We start from the raw sequence: 19,867 nt of genomic DNA on the forward strand, positions 1-19,867 counted from the left end.
GCCCAGGCTTCCATGCGGGCTGCGGCCTTCATGGCCTCGATCAGCGCGATCGGTGACTCGCACTGTGGCCGCAGCTCCTCCAGCGCCGCGGCGAGTTCGGCGCCGGGCGGCAGGAAGACCCAGGCGGGTGCTTTCAGGCGAAGCATCTCGCGTTCGGCCTCGTCCTGCTCGACCCCGGCCCACAGTTCCCACTCCAGCCCGTCCACCCGCGACATCGGCGGCAGGTCGTCGTACCAGTCCTCCTCGCCCAGATAACGCGGAGGACATGGATCCGCGAGGTCGGGCAAATCATCCGGCGGCACCAGCGCCCACGCAGCCTCGGCTCCGGCGAGTGCCTGCTCGCCGGGAAGCTGCGCCGTCACCACCGCCGTCATGGACCTATATTAGAACATGCGTTCGACTCAAGCAAACACGTGGATGCCGTGGTCGAGCTACCGATCGAGGGCGAGGAAGGTCTAGAAAGTCGCATGCTCGGTTGTCCTGACGACCGATCGCTAGTACTGCGCGCGGAGAAGTGCGGTGCTGTTGGCGGTGCCGCTCGTCGTAGGGCTGGCGGCTTGCGGGTCGGCCGAGCCACCTGCGGCCGGTGCCAAGATCTGCCAGGCGACCGACGCGAGCTGGTGGTACGACGCGACAGTGCCGGTCATCTCACCGGCGCCGTCGACGGCTCGAACCTGCCGCTAAGAATTGGCGACCGGGGCCTCATGTTCCAGCGGTCGGATTGCCGCGTGTTCTCCGGAGAGACGGCCGCTGCCACGCGAAGCAGCGGGTCGAGCTGACGAGGAAGCTTGTGCAGCAGGCGGCCGGCGTGGTCGGCTGTCTTCCTCGGATCCCGTGACCCGCGAGGCCTCCTCGGCGGTCAGATGTAGTGCAGTAGGTCGGCGTTTGACTGCGCTGGTTGTCCTTTGGGGGTGGTGAGCATGTCTTCCAGGCCGGCTCTGAGGTTGTACCCCTCCGACTGCGCCCAGCGCAGTACTGGCCAGGCCCACTCGTTCTCGCCGTGCACCAGTGTGTCGGCGGGTGGCAGGAGGTCCAGTACGGCGCGGGCCGCGGTGACGCCGTCCGGGCCGGGGGAGATGCCTGGGATCGCCTCTACGAGCACATGCGAGGTATTTCCGTGCCGCCTCAGGGGTGAACAGCCCTGCCTCTACACCGATGCCTTTGGCCAGCAAGAGGCCCGCGACGCGTTCGGCGCCTTTCTCGTGGAAGTTGACGCTCGCGAAGTCTGCTACCGATTCCCACGCTGTGATCAACCGGAGCCGCTCGTCCAGATCCGGGACGAGCGGCTTCTCTCGTTGACACGCCGACGGGCACGCCGGGGCAGTTCCGTCGTACGGCGGTCACCGCTGCCTGTACGTCGGCGTACTCGAGGGTCTCGAGCCCGCTCGCTCCGCGAGGGTGGATGTGCAGCGCGTCGGCTCCTGCGGCGACGGCTGCGGCGGCGTCCCGTCCCAGCTCGTCGGGTGTGATCGGCACGCCTTGGTGATCCTCCCCCGTGCGGTCGCCGTTGAGGCAGGCCTTGATCATGGGCACACGGTACGTGGTGAGTGCCACGTGACCGGGGGTGCGTTGTGGCGCGGGGGGATGTGTCATGATCGGGCCGACGGCTGTGGAGGAACACCGGTGACCAGCGTGCTGGGAGTCCGGGGCGGTCCCGCCACTGTGACCGGGAGGAATCCCGGAAGCCAGGACATCTGCCGCCGTCCGCAGGCTCGCGATCATCGTGGGCCGGCGTACCGGCCGTAGCGGGCGTGGACACCCGCTCGACGAAAGGGACCACCGCCGATGCGGGCTCCGTCATTCAGCGGACCGTCGAACTCGTTCCCGTTCACCGCGATCGTCGGGATGGACGATCTCCAGCTCGCGCTGATCCTGGCGACGATCTCGCCGGCCATCGGCGGTGTGCTGATCCGCGGCGAGAAGGGTACGGCGAAGTCGACCGCCGTCCGCGCCCTCACCGAGATCCTGCCGCCCGTCGACGTGGTGCCGGGCTGCCGCTTCTCGTGCGATCCGGACCACCCGGACTCGTCCTGTCCCGATGGCCCGCACGCAGTCCTGGAACCTGCCCCGGACCGTGACGCGCTGGGGCGGGCGGCTGCGGAGCGTGCTGCCTCGCAGGGTGCCGGCGGGCGGGGTGTGCGTGCCGCTCGGCTGGTGGAGTTGCCGGTGGGGGCGACCGAGGATCGGGTGCTCGGGTCGTTGCATCTGGAGAAGGCGCTCGCGGAGGGCGTGACGGCGTACGAGCCTGGTCTGCTCGCCGCGGCGCATCGCGGGTTGCTGTACGTCGACGAGGTCAACCTGCTCCACGACCACCTGGTCGACGTGCTCCTCGACGCCGCCGCGATGGGGCGTGCGAGCGTCGAGCGGGACGGTGTGTCGGTGACCCACCCGGCGCGGTTCGTGCTCGTCGGCACGATGAACCCCGAGGAGGGCGAGCTCCGGCCGCAGCTCCTCGACCGGTTCGGGCTGACCGTCGACGTGGTCGCCAGCCGCGATCCCGCCGTCCGCGTGGAGGTGATGCGCGCGCGGCTCACCTACGAGGCGGACCCGGAGAGCTTCGTTGCCCGGTACGACGGTGCGCAGCGGGAACTCGCCGAACGCATCGTGAAGGCGCGCGACCTGCTGACCGAGGTGATCCTGACCGACTCGGCGCTCCGCCAGATCGCGGAGATCTGCGCGTCGTTCGACGTCGACGGGATGCGCGCCGACCTGGTCACGGCCCGTACGGCGGTCGCCCACGCAGCCTGGTCCGGCCGCACGGTCGTCGAGGTCGACGATGTGCGGGCCGCGGCCAAACTCGCCCTCCCACACCGCCGCCGCCGGAACCCGTTCGACGCCCCCGGCCTGGACGACCAGCAGCTGGAAGAGGCCATCAACAACAGCACCCCACCCGAAGACCCGGACGACGACCCGAGCCCAGGCGGACCGGGCAGCTCCGGCGGATCGGACGGGAACGAGGCCGGCGACCACCGCCAAGCGGACGGATCGGGCGAGTCGACAGACAAGGGCGCTGAACCTGCCGGCACACAGCACGCCGGCACTGACACGGCGGATCCGACCACCGCTGCGGACGCCACCGCACCTGACCGCCTCCCGTCGAACGCGGGTGACCGCCGGAAGGGCCCGGAGGACCAGACGACCGAGTCGGACGGAGCGGGCGTCGCGCCGAGTGGTGAGGTTGTGGGGAGTTCTGCGCCGTACAAGGCTCGGCTGCTGAGTGTCCAGGTGGCAGGGGCGGGTGTTGCGGGGCGGCGGTCGCGGGCGATCACCGAGGTGGGGCGTGTCGTGGGGGATCGCGGCAGGGTTGGGCATGAGGCGGGGCGGCCGCATTTGCTCGGGACGATGCGCAACGCAGCGCCGTACCAGAAGGTTCGCGGGCGCAGCGGTCCTGGACTGGTGGTGCGGGCGGACGATGTGCGGCTCGCGGTGCGGGAAGGGCGTGAGGGCAATCTCGTGCTGTTCTGCGTCGACGCCTCCGGTTCGATGGGGACGAAGAAGCGGATGGGTGAGGTGAAGACGGCGATCGTCTCGCTCCTCCTCGACGCGTACCAGCGCCGCGACACGGTGGGCCTCGTCACGTTCGCCGGCGCCGGAGCGACGGTCGCGTTGCCGCCGACGGGCAGCGTCGAGACCGCCGTACGACGGCTCGAATCCCTCCCGACCGGTGGCCGTACGCCGCTCGCCGAAGGGCTGCTGCAGGCGGCCGAGGTACTGCGGATCGCCGCGATCCGCGATCCGCGCCGACGCCCGCTCCTCGTCCTCGTGACCGACGGCCGCGCGACCCACGGCGAGAACGCGTTCGCCCGCGCCCGCCAGGCGGCCGGATGGCTGGCGCAGCGCGGGATCGCGACCGTCGTGGTGGATTGCGAGCCGCGCCGCGGCATCCGTCTCGGACTTTCGGCGGAGCTCGCCGCGGACCTCGGAGCGGAGTACCTCGACCTCGGAGACGTTGCCGCGGGCAACCTCATCCGGACGGTCACCGAACGGAAGGCGGCCTGAGATGCCGAAGGGACAGCCGGTCGCCGTACCGGAGGACGGCCTGACCACCCGCCAGCGTCGCAACCGTCCGCTGCTGATGGTGCACACCGGCGAGATGAAGGGGAAGTCGACGGCGGCGTTCGGGATGGCGCTGCGGGCCTGGAACCAGGGCTGGAACCTCGGGGTCTTCCAGTTCGTGAAGAGCGCGAAGTGGAAGGTCGGCGAGGAGAGCGCGTTCAAGGCGCTCGGCCGGCTGCACGAATCGACCGGTGAGGGCGGGCCGGTCGAGTGGCACAAGATGGGCGAGGGCTGGAGCTGGTCCCGCAAGGCGGGTACCGAGGAGGACCACGCCGCCGACGCGGTCGAGGGCTGGCGGGAGATCCAGCGCCGGCTGGCCGCCGAGACCCATGACCTGTATGTGCTCGACGAGTTCACGTATCCGATGAAGTGGGGCTGGGTCGACGTGGACGAGGTCGTCGACACGCTCGTCAACCGTCCCGGACACCAGTACGTCGTGATCACCGGACGCGACGCCCATCCCAAGCTCCTCGAGGCCGCCGACCTCGCCACCCAGATGACGAAGCTCAAGCACCCGATGGACGCCGGCCAGAAGGGCCAGAAGGGCATCGAGTGGTGACCCAGGCGAGCCCGCGCGGAGTGGGGTCGGCGAGCCCGCGCGGACTGGGGGAGCAGTCATGATTCCGCGGGTGGTGGTTGCGGCGCCGGCGTCCGGGGCGGGTAAGACCACCGTTGCCGTTGGGTTGATGGCGGCGTTGCGGCGGGCCGGTCATGTGGTGGCCGGGTTCAAGGTGGGGCCGGACTACATCGATCCCGGGTTCCACGCGGTCGCGACCGGACGGCCGGGGCGGAACCTCGATCCGATGCTGTCGGGGGAGGAGCTGGTGGGACCCCTGTTCGAGCACGGTTCCGAGGGTGCGGACCTGGCCGTGGTCGAGGGTGTGATGGGGCTGTACGACGGTGCGCTCGGGACGGAAGGTTTCTCCTCGACGGCCCACGTCGCGAAGTTGCTGAAGGCACCTGTCGTGCTGGTCGTCGACGCGTCGGCGGCGGGCCGGAGCGTCGGCGCCGTAGTGCAAGGTTTCGTTGCCTTCGACACCGAGATCCGCATCGTCGGGGTGATCTTGAACAAGGTGGGTTCGGACCGCCACGAGGCCGAAGTACGAGCCGGGGTCGCGCCGACCGGCGTACCGGTCCTCGGTGTCCTCCGCCGCGACACCCGCCTGACAGTCCCCAGCCGCCACCTCGGCCTGGTTCCGGCCAACGAACAACACACCGAAGCCGAACAAGCCGTGGACGCCGCCGCAGAACTGGTCCGCCAAGGCGTAGACCTTCAGGCAGTAGTAGCCGCGGCCCACTCCGCTCCACCCCACCAAGCCACCCCCTGGACTCCAACCACCGCCCTTGACGCACCCCAGCGCACACCACCGCGAGCTGGCGCAGGTTCGACCGCCCCGGCGGCGAGCGCAGTTCGGCAGGTGCGGCCGGTGGTGGCTGTTGCGGCGGGGCCGGTGTTCTCGTTCCACTACACGGAGACGACCGAGCTGCTCACCGCTGCCGGAGCGGAGATCGTCACCTTCGACCCACTTGCCGATCCGTTGCCCGAGGCAACCGCTGCGCTCTACCTCGGCGGCGGCTTCCCGGAGTTGCATGCCGAGGCGCTCTCCGCGAACGTCGAGCTGCGCAAACAAGTGGCCGCCGCGGTCGCCGACGGTCTCCCGGTGATCGCCGAATGCGCCGGTCTGCTCTACCTCTGCCGCGAACTCGCCGGTCACCCGATGACCGGCGTACTCCCGGCGACCGCCCGCATGACCACCCGCCTCACCCTCGGCTACCGTACGGCGATCGCCGCGACGAGCACCGCGTTCTTCGACGAAGGACGCCGGGTGCGCGGCCACGAGTTCCACCGCACCACGGTCGACCTCGAGGCCGACGTACAACCGGCCTGGCATCTCCCCGGCGGCGTCGAGGGAATCACCCTTCCCCACGTCCACGCGTCGTACCTGCACCTGCACTGGACCGCCACCCCGGACGTCCCGGCCCGCCTGGTCGCTGCCGCCCGCGAGCGTGCGCGGTGAACCTGGTCGTCGGCGTTGGACTCCGCACCGGTACGCCGTCCGCGGAACTGCAGGATCTCGTGACGGCAGCCCTGCACGAACTCGCGGGCGAGGTCCGACTGGTCGTCACGATCACCGGCAAGGAGAACGAGCCTGCGCTGCAAGAACTGGTTGCGCAGCTCGGCGCTGGGCTTCGCACGTTCTCGAAGGACGAGCTCGCCAAGCAGTCGGCGCCGACCCCGAGCGCCCAGGTCGAGCAACTCAAAGGAACCCCGAGCGTCGCCGAAGCAGCCGTCCTCGCAACCGGCGCCCGACTCCTCGTCCCGAAACGGCAAACCCCCAACACCACCATCGCGATCGGTGTCCAGGCGGCGGCTGGGAACGAGGCCCCGGGTCGCGTGGTTGTGCAGCGGGCGGCTGGGAGCGAGGCACCTGGTCGCGCAGTGGTGCAGCGGGCGGCTGGGAGCGAGGCACCTGGTCGCGCAGTGGTGCAGCGGGCGGCTGGGTATGACGTGCGGGATCGGGACGTTGTGCAGCGGGTGATTGCCGAGCGGCGTGACGTACGGCGGGGATTCCTGGACCTGCCCGTCGACGACGTGACGCTCGGGCGGGTGCTGGAGGCCGCGCATCGGGCGCCGAGTGTCGGGCTGAGCCAGCCGTGGGACTTCCTGGTGATCCGCGACCTCGCGACCCGCCGCAAGGTGCACGATCTCGCGACCGCGCAACGGGACGTGTTCGCCGCGTCCCTCCCGGAAGATCGCCGCGCCGCGTTCGACGGACTCAAGATCGAGGCGATCCTCGACACCCCGCTGAACCTCGCGGTGACCTGCGACCCCGGCCGCGGCGGACGGCACGTCCTCGGCCGGCACGCGGATCCGCGGACGACCATGTTCTCCGCGGCGATCGCGATCCAGAACCTCTGGCTCGCCGCCCGCGCCGAGGGCCTCGGCGTCGGCTGGGTCTCGTTCTTCGAACCAGGTGAGGTCGCCGCGGTCCTCGACCTGCCCGCCCACATCGAGTTGGTCGGCTACCTCTGCGTCGGGTACGTCGACGAGTTCGCCGCAGCGCCCGAGCTCGTGCGTTCCGGATGGGCGAAGCGGCGCCCGCTGTCGTGGGCGGTCCACCACGAGGAATGGGGCCGCCGCGACACGTCGATCGTCGACGACGCCCTGCAGGCCGCGCAGAACGCCGTACCGGCAACCGGTCAGCGGGTCCACGTGATCGTCGGCGGCGACGCCACGCAGCTGCGGCAGGCCGAGGCACTGGTCGTCGATCTGAAGGCAGACCGGCCGCCCGCCGACTTCGGGGTGTTGTGGCGGCCGGCGCGCACACCCGCCGAGGCGGTCGAGTTCGGCGTCGAGATCGCCCGCGACCTCGCGCTGCAGGGTGTCGGCAACCTCGTCGTACAGATCGAAGAGAATTCGGAGCGCGCCGAGGCGCTCGCTCGCGGCCTGCAGGTCGGTGCGTCGGCCTGTGGTCTGACACACTCCACGACATGACTGCAGTTATGTACGTGCCCGCGTTCTCGATGAAGCAGCGTGTGACGTTGATGGCGAACAAGTACGAGCTGATCGCCACCAACCCGGACGGGACCGACGGGCAGTTGCTCGCGTTCGCGCAGCAGAAGCGGATGGCGTTCAAGGAGCAGGTGACGTTCTACAGCGACGACACCAAGACCCAGCCGGTGTTCTCGTTCAAGGCGCGCTCGGTGGTCGACCTCGGCTCCGGATACGACGTGTACGACGCCGGCGGGCAGCCGATCGGTGGTTTCAAGAAGGAGTTCGCGAAGAGCCTGCTCCGATCGAGCTGGCAGCTGGGCAACGGCGACGTGCACGCCTACGGGACCGAGCGGAATCAGACGATCGCGATCGTGCGCCGGGTCTGGGACTTCGTGCCGTTCGTCGGGGAGATCCCGCTACCGTTCATCTTCCACTTCGACTTCGTCGAGGACGGCTCCGGCAAGCCAGTGCTGTCGGTGGAGCGGAAGATGTCGGTCCGGGACCGCTACCGGATCACCGTCCAGGACGAGCGCCTGGACTTCCGCGTCGCCGCCGCGATGACGGTCGCCCTCGACGCCCTGCAGTCCCGCTGAGCTCCCCGGCGTACGACCACGGTCGTACGCCGGGCTCACTCTTTCGGGTGAACCTACCCTGAGTGGGCTTGGTTCCGGTCCGGCCCGGTGCGAGGCTGTATCCATGGGCGTAGCACAGCGCAGTCGACGGTGGTTGGTTCCGGTTACGGCAGTCGCGGTTGTGGCAGGGGTGGGGGCACTCGGACCAGTGGTCGCGGATGCCTCGCCGAAGCTGCCCGGGATCTCCGCGCAGGATCTGCTCGCAAAGGTGCAGACAGCGAAGGTCGACGGCCTCAGCGGCACGGTCCGCTCGGACGCGGACCTCGGCCTGCCGGCCATCCCCGGCGCGCCGGCCGGTAGCGAGCAGCTGACCGAGATGCTGAGCGGTCAGCACACCGCGCGGGTCGCGTTCGCGAGCCCGGACAAGGCGCGGGTCTCGGTGCTCGACAACCAGGCCGAGCGGGTCTGGACCACCGACGGCAAGTCCGCCTGGGCGTACGACTCCTCCCGGCGCGAGGCCGTGAAGCTGACGGTCCCCGAGCACAAGACGGCGAAGCCGGAGAAGGCGGTGCCGTCGTACGACCCGCAGGCCGTCGCCAAGCAGTTCCTCGACGCGATCGACCCGACCACCAAGGTCGAGGTCAGCGGCACCGAGAAGGTCGCCGGCCGGGATGCGTACAAGCTGCGCCTGGTGCCGAAGACCGACAAGACGACCGTGGGTTCTGTGACGCTGGCGATCGACTCCAAGACCTGGGTCCCGCTGGACGTGACGGTGATGCCGCGGACCGGCAACGACCCCGCGGTCGAGGTGGGCTTCAGCTCGGTGTCTTTCGACGTACCGTCCGCGAGCACGTTCACGTTCACGCCGCCGCAGGGTGTGAAGGTCACGGACAAGAAGGTGCCGTCGCAGGTCGGACCGAAGCGCGTCGCCCCGAAGCAGATCGAGCCGAAGCAGCTCAAGCCGGGTACGGCGAAGGCGGACGATCCGACCGTGATCGGTGAGGGCTGGGAGAGCGTCGCGATGATCCGCGGTGCGCAGACCGGCCGGCTGACCGGGAACGGGCCGCTCGCGCAGCTGCTCGCGAAGGCGCCGACCGTGTCGGGCACGTGGGGCAAGGGCAAGGTGCTGACCAGCAAGATGGTGAGCGCATTGATCACCGACGACGGCAGAGTCTTCGTCGGCCTGGTCACGCCGGACACCCTGCAGGCCGCCGCGGCGAAGGCCCCCCGCTGAACAGCCAGATGACGAGCGCGCCGGTCGTCACCCACGGGCTGACCAAGCGGTTCCACGGCGGAGAGGTCGCGGTGGACGCGGTCGACCTGGAGGTGCCGGCCGGCAGCGTGTTCGGCTTCCTCGGCCCGAACGGGTCGGGAAAGACGACGACGATCCGGATGCTGCTCGGCCTGATCGCGCCGACCTCCGGCGAGGTCGAGCTGCTCGGCGAGCCGATGCCGAAGGCGCACCTGCGGGTCCTGCCCCGGGTCGGCGCGCTGGTCGAAGGGCCGGCGTTCTACCCGTTCTGGACCGGCCAGGCGAACCTGCTCCGGTTCGACGCCGCCGACCGCACCGCCGATCCGAAGACCCGGAAGGCGCGCGCCGGCGAGGCGCTCGAACGGGTCGGGCTGTCGAACGCGGCCGGCAAGAAGGTCCGCGCATACTCGCTCGGTATGCGGCAACGGCTCGCGATCGCGGTCGCGCTGATGCAGCGCCGCGAGCTGCTCGTGCTGGACGAGCCGACGAACGGCCTCGACCCGCAGGGCACCCGCGAGGTCCGGCACCTGATCCAGGAGTTGGCGAGCGACGGTACGACGGTGTTCACGTCGACCCATCTGCTCGCCGAGGTCGAGCAGGTCTGCACGCACGCGGCCGTGATGAGCCGCGGGAAGCTGCTCCGGCAGTCGACGGTCGAGGACCTGCGCGCCGAGCTCCGCCCGCGGCTGGTCGTCCGTACGCCGGATGCCGGGACGGCGGCCGAGACGTTGCAGGGGCTGGGCGTGACGGATCTGAAGACGAGCGGTGACACGGTCGAGGGTGATCCCGGGGAGCTGCCGATCGAGAAGTTCGCGGCGGCGCTGGTCGCCGCCGACGTCCGCATCCACGGCTTCGGCCTGGAACGGCCAAGCCTCGAAGACGCCTTCGTAGCACTCACCGGGGAGGGCTTCGATGTCGCCGAATGAAGCAACAGCCGAACCGGCCCCGTTGGCCGATGCACAACGACCTGGTGCGGGGCGGCACACTCTCGCGTTGTTCCTCTCCGAACTGCGGCTGGTGTTCGCGCGGACTCGGACCCAGGTGGGGCTCGGGGTGCTGGCCGCCGTACCGCTGCTGATCGGGATCGCGATCAAGATCGCCGGCTCGGACAGCGGCGCCGAGGGCTTCATCGGGCAGATCGCCGGCAACGGCCTGTTCCTGATCGTCGCCAGCCTCGGCCTGTCGCTGCCGTTCTTCCTGCCGACGGCGGTGACCGTGATCTCGGGGGAGTCACTGGCCGGCGAGGCCAGCCTCGGCACGCTGCGCAACCTGCTCACCGCACCGGCCGGCCGGTCCCGGCTGCTCGCCGCCAAGATGGTCGCCCTCGCGGTCTTCTGCCTGGCCGCGACGATGACGATCTGGATCTCCGGCCTGATCGTCGGCTTCATCCTGTTCCCGGTCGGCGACGTCCTGCTGCTGTCCGGCTCGACGGTCTCGCTCGGCGAGGGCCTGCTCCGCGCGCTCGGGATCGCCGTCGTGATCTCGCTGTCGCTGCTCGGACTCGCCGGTATCGGCCTGTTCGTCTCGTCGCTGACCTCGACGCCGCTGGCCGCGATGGCGGCGACGTTCGGCACGTTCATCGTGCTCGGCATCCTGACCGCGATCCCACAGCTGCACGCGATCCACCCGTGGCTGCTGGTCTATCGCTGGCAGTCGTTCGCCGACCTGCTCCGCGACCCGCCGTACTGGCACGAGATAGGCCGCAACCTGCTCCTCCAAGGCGGGTACCTGGTCGTCTTCTACGCCGCCGCCTGGGCGCGAATCACCAGCCGCGACATAACCTAGGCCGCGTGCAAGCTGACCTGGTGGCCGTCCTGCGTTGTCCGGTGTGTGCTGACCGGCTGGCGCTGGACGACCGTACGGCGCGCTGCCCGCGCGGCCATGCCTACGACCTGGCCAAGCAGGGCTACCTGAACTTGTTGCCGTCGGCCTCGAACGGGATCGAGGGCGACTCGGCCGCGATGGTCGGCGCCCGCACGGTCTTCCTCGGCACCGGCCACTACGCCCCGATCCGGGACGCACTGATCCTGCAAGCCGGACTGGGCGAGGACGACCTGGTCGTCGAGGTCGGCGCCGGCACTGCCTACTACCTGTCCGGTGTCCTCGGCCTGTCCCCACGGCGCCGCGGGATCGCGCTGGACGTGTCGAAGTACGCCGCCCGTCGCGCGGCCCGAGCGGACCCGCGGATCGCGTCCGTGGTGTGCGACGCATGGCGTGAACTGCCGTTGATGGACGGCGCGGCGAAACTGCTGCTGAACGTGTTCGCTCCGCGCAACGCCGCCGAGATGGCCCGCGTCCTGGCCCCCGGCGGCCGGTTGCTCGTGGTCACACCGAACCAGCAGCACCTCGGCGAGCTCGTCGACGTACTCGGGATGGTGAGCGTCGACGAGCAGAAGGAACGCCGGCTGGAGGAGTCGCTCGCGGGGGAGTTCGAGCGCGTCGGCACCGAGCTGGTCGAGGAGACCATGCGCCTCGACCGCTCGGCCGTGGAGCAGCTCGTGCTGATGACGCCGAGCGCGCGCCACCTGAACTACCACGAGCTGCTCCAGCGGATCGCCGTACTCCCGGAGCCGGCCATGGTCACGTTGTCGGTGACCCTGTCGACCTGGTCGCGGACCTAGGTACTAGGCCGCCTGGCCGCCGATGAGTTCGCGGGCGACGACGGTGCCGTGGTTCTCGGCCTGCACGTGCGCCTCGGACTCCGAGACCTTGGACGCGTCGATCAGCTCCTCCATGCCCGGGGTGATCGGGGCGAGGGTGAGCTCCGCCGCGGCGGTTCGGATGTTCATCCCGAAGACGTCACCAAAGATGCGCTCGAGGTACGGCGTGGCGTGGTCCCAGCCGTGCTTCGGCGAACCGGGACCGTAGCCGCCGCCCCGGGCGATGGCGAAGATCGCCGGCCTGCCGACGAGCGGGCGCGAACCGAAGGCCAGGTCCTTGTCGATCACCAGCACGTCGATCCAGGTCTTCACGTTCTGTGCGATGCCGTAGTTGTACATCGGTACGGCGAGCAGGACCGCGTCGGCGTTCACGATCTCCGCCTTCAGTTCGTCGGCGATCGCCTGGGCCTCGGCGAGCGGCATCCGGTCCGATTCGGCGACCGGCTCCTGACCCACCTGGGCCGCGGCCAGCGTCGGCCACAAGGTTGCGGGCAGCGGGTGCCGTCCGAGGTCACGCCGTACCACGACACCGTCCGGGTGCTCAGCCTTCCAGGCGGCCTCGGCGCTGTCCGCGAGCGCGCGGGACACCGAGCCGTCCAGCCGGATGCTGGCGTCGACGCGTAGCAGGGTGCTCATTCGTTCTCCATCATGTTGAGGGGGCCGTGCTCTATTGAGCTGTATCGAAGATAATCTGTTGAGCAGAACATATTCAAGTCAGATCGTATTCCGGGTGTCGTACACCACGTACGATGGGGACATGTCCAGTACTCCGCCCGACGTCGCGACCCCAGGTACGCGAGGGGTCGAGCCCGCCGTCGCCAGTGGCGCACCGGTGGAGGCCGACCTCGGCTGGGCGCTGGGCGTCGTCTTCCGGCGGTACGCGAAGGCGTCCGCGGCGGCGCTGGAAGGGTTGCCCGGCGGACCGCGCGGCTACCAAGTGCTCGCCACGACGAGCGCCGAGGGACCGAAACGGCAGCTCGACCTGGCCGCTCAGCTCGGTGTCGACCGGACCGTGATGACCTACCTGCTCGACGACCTGGAGAAGGCAGGGCTGGTGCAGCGCCGGCCCGACCCGGCCGACCGCCGGGCGCGGCTGATCGCGCCCACCGACGAAGGCCACGAGGCCCTCTGTGATCTCGAGCGGCGGCTACGGGCCACCGAGGACGAGATGCTGGGCATCCTCGACGAGTCGGAGCGGTCCAGCTTCCGCATGCTCCTGCAGCGCCTGGCGATGAAGGCCAACGCCGTCGACCCGCTGCACAACGCCTGCACCCTCGCCGAGGCCGACGACCCCGCCAGCACCTAGTCCGGCGATCTAGTCCGGCGATCTAGTGCAGGGGCACGAAGCCTGACTCGTAGGCGCGGATCACCGCTTGGGTGCGATCCCGGGCATTGAGCTTGGCGAGCACGTTCGCGACGTGCGTCTTGACCGTTTGCAGGCCGAGGACCAGCTCCGCGGCGATCTCCGCGTTCGACAGTCCGCGCGCCATCAGCCGGAGCACCTCCTGCTCGCGCTCGGTCAGCTGGTACCGGTCGAGTCCGCTCGCCGCCGGGGCGCCGGCGTGGGCGAGGGCAAGCGCGCGGATCGCCTCCGGGAACAGCAGCGACTCGCTCTTCGCGACCGTCCGGATCGCCGCGATGATGTCGTCCGGCGGGGTCCGCTTGAGCAGGAACCCGGACGCTCCGGCGCGCAGCGCGTCGTACACGTAGTCGTCGTTCTCGAACGTCGTGACGACCAGGACGCGCGGTGCCGGGTCGAGGCTGTCCAGCAGCAGTCTCGTCGCCTGGATGCCGTCCACCGCGGGCATCCGGACGTCCATCAGCACGACGTCCGCGCCGGTACGACGTACCAGCGGGAGCACCTCGGCCCCGTCGCCGGCCTCACCGACGACCGTGAGGTCCTCCTCGGCGTTGATGATGGCCCGCAACCCGCTACGGATCAGCGGCTCGTCATCGACCACGACCACCGACAGGTTCATGTCATCCCTTCGTCACGCTGACGGGTAACCGGACTGCCAGTTGCCATCCCGGGTCGTCGGGCCGAGCGACCGGGCCGGCGTCGACGCTTCCCCGCAGTACGGCGACTCTTTCACGGATCCCGGCCAACCCGCGGCCGCCCCCGGAGTGATCCGACGTGCCGCTCACGGGGTTGGTCACGGGGTTGGTCACGACGAGCCGCAGCCCGGATGCGTCGAGGCAGATCGACAGGTGCACGGTCAGCTCGCCGGCCGGGCGTCCGGCATGCCGGATCGCGTTGGTCAGGCCCTCCTGGACGATCCGGTACGCCTCCCGGGAGACCGCGGCAGGCAGTTGGTCCAGCGCGCCCGACCGTTCGACCTCGATCGTGATCCCGCCGGCCCGGGTGGCGTCGACCAGCCGGTCCAGACCCCCGAGCGTGGTCTGCGGCGTGGTCCGGGAGCCTGGCCGCCGGTCGTCGCGGAGCAGACCGAGTACGTGGTCGAGATCTGCCAGCGCCGCGCGGGCGGAGGTCTCCATCGCGGCCAGCGCGGTCTCGGCGAACTCCGGATCGCTGGCCAGCACGCGACGCGCTGCCGCCGCCTGGATCGTGACCAGGCTCAGCGCATGCCCGACGCTGTCGTGCAGTTCGCGGGCCAGACGGTTGCGCTCGGCAAGGGTCGCGGTCTGCTTCTCGAGGAGCTCGATGCGCTCCGCCGCGGTCGGACCGAGCACGCGGGGCGCCAGGTACGCCAGCAGGGCGCCGACAGCGGCCGACAGCAGGAACAGCCCGACGAGACCGCCGATCGCGGCGGCCGGCATCCACAGGTCGGTCCAGTCGCCGTGGACGTCGTACGACCAGCCGGGGACGACGTCGCGAGCACCGGGGGAGCGGAACGGCGCGGCCAGCCAGATCGCGCCGAGGCCGAAGACGATCGTGCTGAGGATGCCGACGATGCCGCCCGCCAGCAGGTGCAGGCAGAACCACACTGTGGTCCGCCGCCGCTGCGGCCAGGTCCGCGCCGGGCCGAGCGGCCGCTCCTCGAACCGCACCGCGAGCAGCGACTCGACCGCGATGCCCTCGACCTCGCGGACGGCGGGCAGCAGGCCGAGCACGATCGGCGGCACCAGGCCCATCAGGACCCAGATGGTGCTGGTGGCAACCTTCGGCAGGCCGAGATCGGAGACCACCGCGCCGAGCGCGCTGCCGACCAGGATGAACGCCAGGACCAGCGCCGCGCCGAGCAGCAGGTACACCCAGCGCAGGTACGTCGACGGACGCCACAGGCAACTGATCGCCCGCCACACCCGTCGCGTCACCTCGTGCACGCTCACATCCTGTCAAAGCCGGCGGACCGCCACCTCCCTCCCCGGAGTGAACGGAGGTAAACCCGTGATTCCGGCCGGGACCGGGTGGGCCGGCTCACGAAGAAGTTGAGGTTTACGCAAATTTGACGGTGTGTCGCCGAGTTCGGTCTCTGCGGGCGTCGCGATCTGCTGCTGCGGCAGGTACGGTCTGTGGTCGGGGCGGGTGCCCGTCCGGTTACAGCATGTGTTTTCGGACAGGTATGGGGAACGGCTCCAGGACGGGTGGTCAGCAGGACCGCGAGGACCCGGCGCGGTGGACGTTAAGTCCCCGTGAAGACCCCGCGGGTGGATTGACCACCTTTCCGGATTTGATGTTTGATCAAATATCGGGACGAGAGAGGTCGATATGAGGTTGAGGCGTTCCGTCATCGCCCTGATGGCGGTCCTGGGGCTCGCCCTGGTGAGTGCGTGCAACGACGACGACAGCGGCAAGCAGGCCGGCGGCGACGGGTTGCAGAAGGTCAACTACCTGACGTCGTTCAACACCTTCGGGCGTGAGGCGTACGCGTACGTCGCCCTGGAGAAGGGGTACTTCAAGGACGCCGGTTTCGACGTCAAGATCACGCCCGGCAGCGGCACCGTCGACGTGATGAAGCTGGTCGCCGGCGGTCAGGCCGACTACGGCATCGGCGACTTCACCGCGATCGCGATCACCCTCGCCAAGCAGAAGCTCCCGGTCACCACGGCGGGCATGATCCACCAGCGGTCGATGGCCGCGATCATGTCGCTCGAGGGACTGGGCATCAACAGCCCGAAGGATCTGCCCGGCAAGACGATCGGCGACCAGCCGGGCTCCACCAACACGGTGATGTTCCCGGTCTACGCCAAGGCGGTCGGTATCGACCCGGCGTCGGTCACCTTCCTCCCCTCGCCGCCGCCCGGGCTGCCGGCCCTGCTGGCGTCGGGCAAGGTTCAGGGCATCGGGCAGTTCGTGGTCGGCCAGCCGCTGATCGAGAAGGCCGACAAGGACAAGCACCGCAAGGCGGTCGTGCTTCCGTACGGCAAGGCCCTGCCGGACCTGTACGGGAACGCGATCATCACCCGGACGGACATGGCCAAGGACCACCCGGACCAGGTGAAGAAGTTCACCAACGCGCTGCTGAAGGGCCTGCAGGACACGTACGACGACCCGGACGGCGCCGCCGAGATCCTGAAGAAGTACGTGCCGAACACCGATGTCGACGTCGCCAAAGCGGAACTGAAGATCATGAAGGACTACATCAAGCCGACGGGCTTCGAGGGTCCGCTGGGCGACGTCACGCAGGAGCGGGTGCAGAAGGTCATCTCGCTGCTCGAGGAGTCGAACGCGATCGGCAAGGGCGCGGTCAAGCCCGAGGATCTCGTGACGATGAGCCTCGCGCCGAAGAGCTGAGGTTAGGAGTACTGGAACCGGATGATTCGCCTGGACGGCGTGGGACAGGTCTTCGACGGACGCGAGGGCCAGGTGACCGCCCTGGAGAAGATCGACCTGCACGTTCGCGGCGGTGAGTTCGTCACGCTGATCGGCCGGTCCGGCTGTGGCAAGTCCACGCTGCTCCGGCTGATCGCGGGACTCCTGCCTCCGACGTCCGGTGCGGTTCAGGTGGCGGGGCAGCCCGTCACCGGACCGCGCCGGGACGTCTCGTTCATGTTCCAGCGGCCGGCCCTGCTGCCGTGGCGTTCGGTGCTGTCGAACGTGATGCTGCCGGTCGAGATCGACAAGGGCCAGGGGGATCGCGGCAAGGCGGCGTACCGGGACCGGGCCCGTCAGCTGCTCGAGCTGGTCGGGTTGCAGGGGTTCGAGCGGCGGCTGCCGCACGAGCTGTCCGGCGGCATGCAGCAGCGGGTGTCGTTGTGCCGGTCGCTGATCCGCGACCCGCAGGTGATGCTGATGGACGAGCCGTTCTCCGCGCTCGACGCGCTCACCCGGACCGAGCTGTCCGAGGAACTGCAGCGGATCAAGATGGAACTGTCCACCACGATCGTGTTCGTCACGCACTCGATCGAGGAGGCCGTCCTGCTGGCCGACCGGGTGGTCGTGCTGACCCCGCGGCCGGGCCGGATGCGGGAGGTCGTCGACATCGACATCCCGCGGCCGCGCAGCCTCGGCCAGAACGCGCACCTGACCGAGGTCGCCGCGATCAGCGGCCGGTTGCACGCGCTGCTGGCCGAGAAGGAGTCCGGCGAGCCGGGTGTGCCCGGCGAGGTGCGTCCGGTCGACGAGGTGCGGCCGTGACGACCCGGCGGACGATGCCGAAACGGACCTGGCTGACCGATTCCCCGGTGGCCGCCGTCGTACTCCCGATCATCGGCCTGGCCGCCGCGATCGGGTTGTGGTGGGGCGCGACGGTCGCGTTCTCGATCCAGCCGTACCTGCTGCCGAGCCCGTGGGACGTGGTGGTCAAGTTCTTCGAGCAGCCCGGTTACCTGCTGCAGGAAACCGGTACGTCGTTGCTCGAGACGATCGAGGGTTTCCTGCTCGCGATCGTGATCGGTGTGCCGATCGCGCTGGTGATCGTCCGCTCGGTGATCCTCGAGCGGCTGGCGTACCCGCTGCTGCTGATGGTGAACTCGATCCCGAAGGTGGCGATCGCGCCGCTGCTGGTGATCTGGATGGGCTTCGGGCAGTGGCCGAAGGTCGTGATGGTGCTGCTGATGTGCTTCTTCCCGATCGTCATCTCGACCGCGCAGGGCATGAAGTCGACGCCGACCGAGCTGGTCGAGCTGATGCGGTCGCTGAACGCGAGCCGGGCGCAGGAGTTCTTCAAGCTTCGGCTGCGGTACGCGATGCCGCAGATCTTCACCGGGTTCAAGGTGGCGATCTCGCTGGCGGTGATCGGTTCGGTGATCTCCGAGTTCGTTGGCGCCACCAAGGGGCTCGGGTACGTGATCCAGCAGTCCGGCGCGAGCGCGGACACCACCCTCGCGTTCGCCGCGATCACCCTGCTGAGCGTGATGAGCATCGTCTTGTTCTACGCCCTGGTCCTCCTTGAGCACTGGCTCCTGCCTTGGGCACAGGAGAAGCGATGACGGCTCAGGCTTCTGATGCGGATCGGCGGGTGCTGGTTCGGCCGGAGTGGCTGGAGGCGACCGTGGCGGGGGTGTTCACGGCGCTCGGATTCGACTCCGCGGACGCGACCGAGATCGCCACGGCGCTCGTCGAGGCCGACCTGCGGGGCGTCAGCTCGCACGGCGTGATGCTGGTCCCGATGTACGTCGAACGCCTGAACGCCGGCGGTGTGACCCGGGAACGCGAGCTCGACATCCTGTTCGACGCCGGTGCCGCGATGGTGGTGGACGCCCGCGGCGGGATGGGCCAGCTGTCCAGCCCGCAGGCGATGCGGCACGCGATCGAGCGCGCCGGCCGGTACGGGATCGGCATCGTCTCGGTGCGCAACGCCCACCACTTCGGCGCGGCCAGCCGCTGGGCGATGCAAGCCGGCCAGGCGGGGCGGATCGGTATCGCGATGTCGAACACCACGCCGCTGATGCCCGCCCCGGGCGGTGCGGAGCGGCTGGTCGGCAACAACCCCCTCGCCATCGCGGTGCCGACCACGGCCGGTGTGGAGATCGTCCTGGACATGGCGTTGTCGGCTGTTGCCCTGGGCAAGATCCGGCTCGCGGCCTCGGCCGGGCGGCCGATCCCGGACACCTGGGCCACCGACTCCTCGGGCACGCCGACCACGGACCCGGACGAGGCGGTGCTGGGCATGCTGCTGCCGGCCGCGGGCCACAAGGGCTTCGGGCTGGCGCTGATGATCGACGTGCTCACCGGCGTCCTGAGCGGCGGCGGGTGGGGCGACCAGGTCCGCCCGCTGTACCGGGAGCCGGACCGGCCGAACGACTGCGCGCACCTGTTCCTGGCGATCGACCCGGAGCTGATGGGCGGCGTCGAAGACTTCAAGCGCCGCTCGTCCGGGCTGGCCGCCCGGGTCCGGGGGAGTGCGACGGCGCCGGGGGTGAACCGGCTGTACCTGCCGGGGGAGATCGAGGCCGAGCGGGCGGCGCAGCAGCGGCGCAACGGCGTACGGATCGAAAGGTCGGGACTGGACGGGCTGCTGGCGACCGCACGCGCAGTCGGCGCCGTTGTCCCGTCGAGGATGGTGTGAGCTGATGCCGAAGACACAGATTTCTACCGACGCGCTGCGGAGCCCGAACGGGGTGTTCTCACAGGCGACCACGATCGAGGCGACCGGGCGGCTGGTGTTCGTCTCCGGGATGACCGCCCGCAGGCCGGACGGCAGCATCGCCGGCGTCGGGGACGTCCGCGAACAGACCCGGCAGGTGTGCGAGAACGTGAAGTCGGCGGTCGAGGCGGCCGGCGGCACGCTCGCGGACGTCTGCCGGGTGGACGTCTACGTGCGCAACATGGAGGACTTCGCCAAGATCCACGAGATCCGGGCGCAGTACTTCACCGAGCCGCTGCCGGCCTCGACGATGGTCGAGGTCAGCAAGCTCGCGCACCCCGACTACCTGATCGAGATCAACGCGATCGCCGTGGTCGCATGACCAGGGGGGAACTCGTGAT

At 69.7% G+C, this 19,867-nt stretch carries 22 protein-coding genes and 1 riboswitch; of the genes, 15 read left to right on the forward strand and 7 right to left on the reverse strand.

The window, feature by feature from the left end; genetic code table 11:
• The 4 genes from EV647_RS30670 to EV647_RS43755 all read right to left on the reverse strand — a co-directional run.
• Nucleotides 1–374: hypothetical protein (locus EV647_RS30670; RefSeq protein ID WP_134009197.1), on the reverse strand; the 374-nt coding region annotated here is incomplete at its 3' end.
• Nucleotides 375–494: 120 nt separating this feature from the next.
• Nucleotides 495–647, reverse strand: a complete 153-nt coding sequence (locus EV647_RS42230) for a hypothetical protein (protein ID WP_166679781.1) — start codon at nucleotides 645–647, stop codon at nucleotides 495–497.
• 212 nt (nucleotides 648–859) lie between these two features.
• Entirely contained in the window at nucleotides 860–1,102 is a 243-nt protein-coding gene (locus EV647_RS30675) for a 3-keto-5-aminohexanoate cleavage protein (RefSeq protein WP_166679780.1), read from the reverse strand.
• A gap of 23 nt (nucleotides 1,103–1,125) precedes the next feature.
• The gene (locus tag EV647_RS43755) at nucleotides 1,126–1,593 is read right to left on the reverse strand and encodes a 3-keto-5-aminohexanoate cleavage protein (RefSeq protein WP_134009201.1); all 468 of its coding nucleotides are present in this window, start codon (nucleotides 1,591–1,593) and stop codon (nucleotides 1,126–1,128) included.
• Nucleotides 1,588–1,717, forward strand: a riboswitch (cobalamin riboswitch). Its footprint overlaps the gene before it by 6 nt.
• 68 nt (nucleotides 1,718–1,785) lie before the next feature.
• Between EV647_RS43755 and EV647_RS30685 the strand changes: the two genes are divergently transcribed.
• The 9 genes from EV647_RS30685 (at nucleotide 1,786) to EV647_RS30725 (ending at nucleotide 11,997) form a co-directional block, all read left to right on the forward strand.
• Nucleotides 1,786–3,999 (forward strand): magnesium chelatase subunit D family protein, encoded by a 2,214-nt coding sequence (locus tag EV647_RS30685; RefSeq protein ID WP_202876368.1) that lies wholly within the window; start codon nucleotides 1,786–1,788, stop codon nucleotides 3,997–3,999.
• Nucleotide 4,000: 1 nt separating this feature from the next.
• The gene (gene cobO / locus EV647_RS30690; RefSeq protein ID WP_131341324.1) at nucleotides 4,001–4,615 is read left to right on the forward strand and encodes a cob(I)yrinic acid a,c-diamide adenosyltransferase; all 615 of its coding nucleotides are present in this window, start codon (nucleotides 4,001–4,003) and stop codon (nucleotides 4,613–4,615) included.
• Between the two features lie 58 nt (nucleotides 4,616–4,673).
• Nucleotides 4,674–6,074: a cobyrinate a,c-diamide synthase gene (locus tag EV647_RS30695; RefSeq protein WP_134009203.1), complete on the forward strand. Its 1,401-nt coding sequence runs from the start codon at nucleotides 4,674–4,676 to the stop codon at nucleotides 6,072–6,074.
• Nucleotides 6,071–7,552, forward strand: coding sequence for a 5,6-dimethylbenzimidazole synthase (bluB, locus tag EV647_RS30700; protein WP_134009205.1), 1,482 nt, complete (start codon nucleotides 6,071–6,073; stop codon nucleotides 7,550–7,552). Before EV647_RS30695 ends, bluB begins: the two co-directional genes overlap by 4 nt.
• The gene (locus tag EV647_RS30705) at nucleotides 7,549–8,145 is read left to right on the forward strand and encodes a hypothetical protein (RefSeq protein ID WP_238175104.1); all 597 of its coding nucleotides are present in this window, start codon (nucleotides 7,549–7,551) and stop codon (nucleotides 8,143–8,145) included. The genes bluB and EV647_RS30705 overlap by 4 nt, the downstream gene beginning before the upstream one ends.
• A 169-nt stretch (nucleotides 8,146–8,314) precedes the next feature.
• A complete protein-coding gene (locus EV647_RS30710) occupies nucleotides 8,315–9,358 on the forward strand; it encodes a hypothetical protein (RefSeq protein ID WP_238177475.1) in 1,044 nt (347 codons plus the stop codon).
• A gap of 8 nt (nucleotides 9,359–9,366) precedes the next feature.
• Nucleotides 9,367–10,302, forward strand: a complete 936-nt coding sequence (locus EV647_RS30715) for an ABC transporter ATP-binding protein (RefSeq protein WP_134009209.1) — start codon at nucleotides 9,367–9,369, stop codon at nucleotides 10,300–10,302.
• Nucleotides 10,289–11,161: an ABC transporter permease gene (locus EV647_RS30720; protein WP_134009211.1), complete on the forward strand. Its 873-nt coding sequence runs from the start codon at nucleotides 10,289–10,291 to the stop codon at nucleotides 11,159–11,161. The genes EV647_RS30715 and EV647_RS30720 overlap by 14 nt, the downstream gene beginning before the upstream one ends.
• Before the next feature lie 5 nt (nucleotides 11,162–11,166).
• Nucleotides 11,167–11,997 carry a putative RNA methyltransferase gene (locus tag EV647_RS30725; RefSeq protein ID WP_134009213.1) on the forward strand — a complete coding sequence of 277 codons (831 nt, stop codon included), beginning with the start codon at nucleotides 11,167–11,169 and terminating at the stop codon, nucleotides 11,995–11,997.
• Nucleotides 11,998–12,000: 3 nt separating this feature from the next.
• Here EV647_RS30725 and EV647_RS30730 read toward each other — a convergent pair whose 3' ends face one another.
• Entirely contained in the window at nucleotides 12,001–12,672 is a 672-nt protein-coding gene (locus EV647_RS30730) for an FMN-dependent NADH-azoreductase (protein ID WP_134009215.1), read from the reverse strand.
• A 121-nt stretch (nucleotides 12,673–12,793) separates the two neighbouring features.
• Between EV647_RS30730 and EV647_RS30735 the strand changes: the two genes are divergently transcribed.
• Nucleotides 12,794–13,342, forward strand: coding sequence for a MarR family winged helix-turn-helix transcriptional regulator (locus tag EV647_RS30735; protein ID WP_134009217.1), 549 nt, complete (start codon nucleotides 12,794–12,796; stop codon nucleotides 13,340–13,342).
• A gap of 22 nt (nucleotides 13,343–13,364) precedes the next feature.
• Here the strand turns inward: EV647_RS30735 and EV647_RS30740 are convergent, their stop codons facing one another.
• Both EV647_RS30740 and EV647_RS30745 read right to left on the reverse strand, forming a co-directional pair.
• Nucleotides 13,365–14,015, reverse strand: coding sequence for a response regulator transcription factor (locus EV647_RS30740; RefSeq protein ID WP_134009219.1), 651 nt, complete (start codon nucleotides 14,013–14,015; stop codon nucleotides 13,365–13,367).
• 1 nt (nucleotide 14,016) lies between these two features.
• The gene (locus EV647_RS30745; protein WP_238177476.1) at nucleotides 14,017–15,321 is read right to left on the reverse strand and encodes a sensor histidine kinase; all 1,305 of its coding nucleotides are present in this window, start codon (nucleotides 15,319–15,321) and stop codon (nucleotides 14,017–14,019) included.
• A gap of 385 nt (nucleotides 15,322–15,706) precedes the next feature.
• Between EV647_RS30745 and EV647_RS30750 the strand changes: the two genes are divergently transcribed.
• The 5 genes from EV647_RS30750 to EV647_RS30770 are packed head-to-tail and all read left to right on the forward strand — an operon-like array spanning nucleotide 15,707 to nucleotide 19,848.
• On the forward strand, nucleotides 15,707–16,732 hold the full coding sequence (locus EV647_RS30750) for an ABC transporter substrate-binding protein (RefSeq protein ID WP_134009221.1): 1,026 nt from the start codon (nucleotides 15,707–15,709) through the stop codon (nucleotides 16,730–16,732).
• Nucleotides 16,733–16,753: 21 nt separating this feature from the next.
• On the forward strand, nucleotides 16,754–17,575 hold the full coding sequence (locus EV647_RS30755) for an ABC transporter ATP-binding protein (RefSeq protein ID WP_134009223.1): 822 nt from the start codon (nucleotides 16,754–16,756) through the stop codon (nucleotides 17,573–17,575).
• The gene (locus EV647_RS30760; RefSeq protein WP_238177477.1) at nucleotides 17,572–18,369 is read left to right on the forward strand and encodes an ABC transporter permease; all 798 of its coding nucleotides are present in this window, start codon (nucleotides 17,572–17,574) and stop codon (nucleotides 18,367–18,369) included. The genes EV647_RS30755 and EV647_RS30760 overlap by 4 nt, the downstream gene beginning before the upstream one ends.
• Nucleotides 18,366–19,448 (forward strand): Ldh family oxidoreductase, encoded by a 1,083-nt coding sequence (locus tag EV647_RS30765; RefSeq protein ID WP_134009225.1) that lies wholly within the window; start codon nucleotides 18,366–18,368, stop codon nucleotides 19,446–19,448. Before EV647_RS30760 ends, EV647_RS30765 begins: the two co-directional genes overlap by 4 nt.
• A gap of 4 nt (nucleotides 19,449–19,452) precedes the next feature.
• Nucleotides 19,453–19,848, forward strand: coding sequence for a RidA family protein (locus tag EV647_RS30770; RefSeq protein ID WP_134009227.1), 396 nt, complete (start codon nucleotides 19,453–19,455; stop codon nucleotides 19,846–19,848).
• The last annotated feature ends 19 nt before the right edge of the window (nucleotides 19,849–19,867 follow it).

The organism is Kribbella sp. VKM Ac-2566 (assembly GCF_004366005.1).
In the GTDB taxonomy this organism is placed as follows: Bacteria; Actinomycetota; Actinomycetes; order Propionibacteriales; family Kribbellaceae; genus Kribbella; species Kribbella pratensis.

Excerpts from the sequence above, each read along its gene's own strand:
- EV647_RS30735 (WP_134009217.1), top strand. The coding sequence starts at position 12,794 with ATGTCCAGTACTCCGCCCGACGTCGCGACCCCAGGTACGCGAGGGGTC.
- EV647_RS42230 (WP_166679781.1), bottom strand. The coding sequence starts at position 647 with ATGACCGGCACTGTCGCGTCGTACCACCAGCTCGCGTCGGTCGCCTGG.
- EV647_RS43755 (WP_134009201.1), bottom strand. The coding sequence starts at position 1,593 with ATGACACATCCCCCCGCGCCACAACGCACCCCCGGTCACGTGGCACTC.
- EV647_RS30750 (WP_134009221.1), top strand. The coding sequence starts at position 15,707 with ATGAGGTTGAGGCGTTCCGTCATCGCCCTGATGGCGGTCCTGGGGCTC.
- cobO (WP_131341324.1), top strand. The coding sequence starts at position 4,001 with ATGCCGAAGGGACAGCCGGTCGCCGTACCGGAGGACGGCCTGACCACC.
- EV647_RS30705 (WP_238175104.1), top strand. The coding sequence starts at position 7,549 with ATGACTGCAGTTATGTACGTGCCCGCGTTCTCGATGAAGCAGCGTGTG.
- EV647_RS30685 (WP_202876368.1), top strand. The coding sequence starts at position 1,786 with ATGCGGGCTCCGTCATTCAGCGGACCGTCGAACTCGTTCCCGTTCACC.
- EV647_RS30720 (WP_134009211.1), top strand. The coding sequence starts at position 10,289 with ATGTCGCCGAATGAAGCAACAGCCGAACCGGCCCCGTTGGCCGATGCA.
- EV647_RS30740 (WP_134009219.1), bottom strand. The coding sequence starts at position 14,015 with ATGAACCTGTCGGTGGTCGTGGTCGATGACGAGCCGCTGATCCGTAGC.
- EV647_RS30770 (WP_134009227.1), top strand. The coding sequence starts at position 19,453 with ATGCCGAAGACACAGATTTCTACCGACGCGCTGCGGAGCCCGAACGGG.
- EV647_RS30765 (WP_134009225.1), top strand. The coding sequence starts at position 18,366 with ATGACGGCTCAGGCTTCTGATGCGGATCGGCGGGTGCTGGTTCGGCCG.
- EV647_RS30755 (WP_134009223.1), top strand. The coding sequence starts at position 16,754 with ATGATTCGCCTGGACGGCGTGGGACAGGTCTTCGACGGACGCGAGGGC.
- EV647_RS30695 (WP_134009203.1), top strand. The coding sequence starts at position 4,674 with ATGATTCCGCGGGTGGTGGTTGCGGCGCCGGCGTCCGGGGCGGGTAAG.
- EV647_RS30715 (WP_134009209.1), top strand. The coding sequence starts at position 9,367 with ATGACGAGCGCGCCGGTCGTCACCCACGGGCTGACCAAGCGGTTCCAC.
- EV647_RS30730 (WP_134009215.1), bottom strand. The coding sequence starts at position 12,672 with ATGAGCACCCTGCTACGCGTCGACGCCAGCATCCGGCTGGACGGCTCG.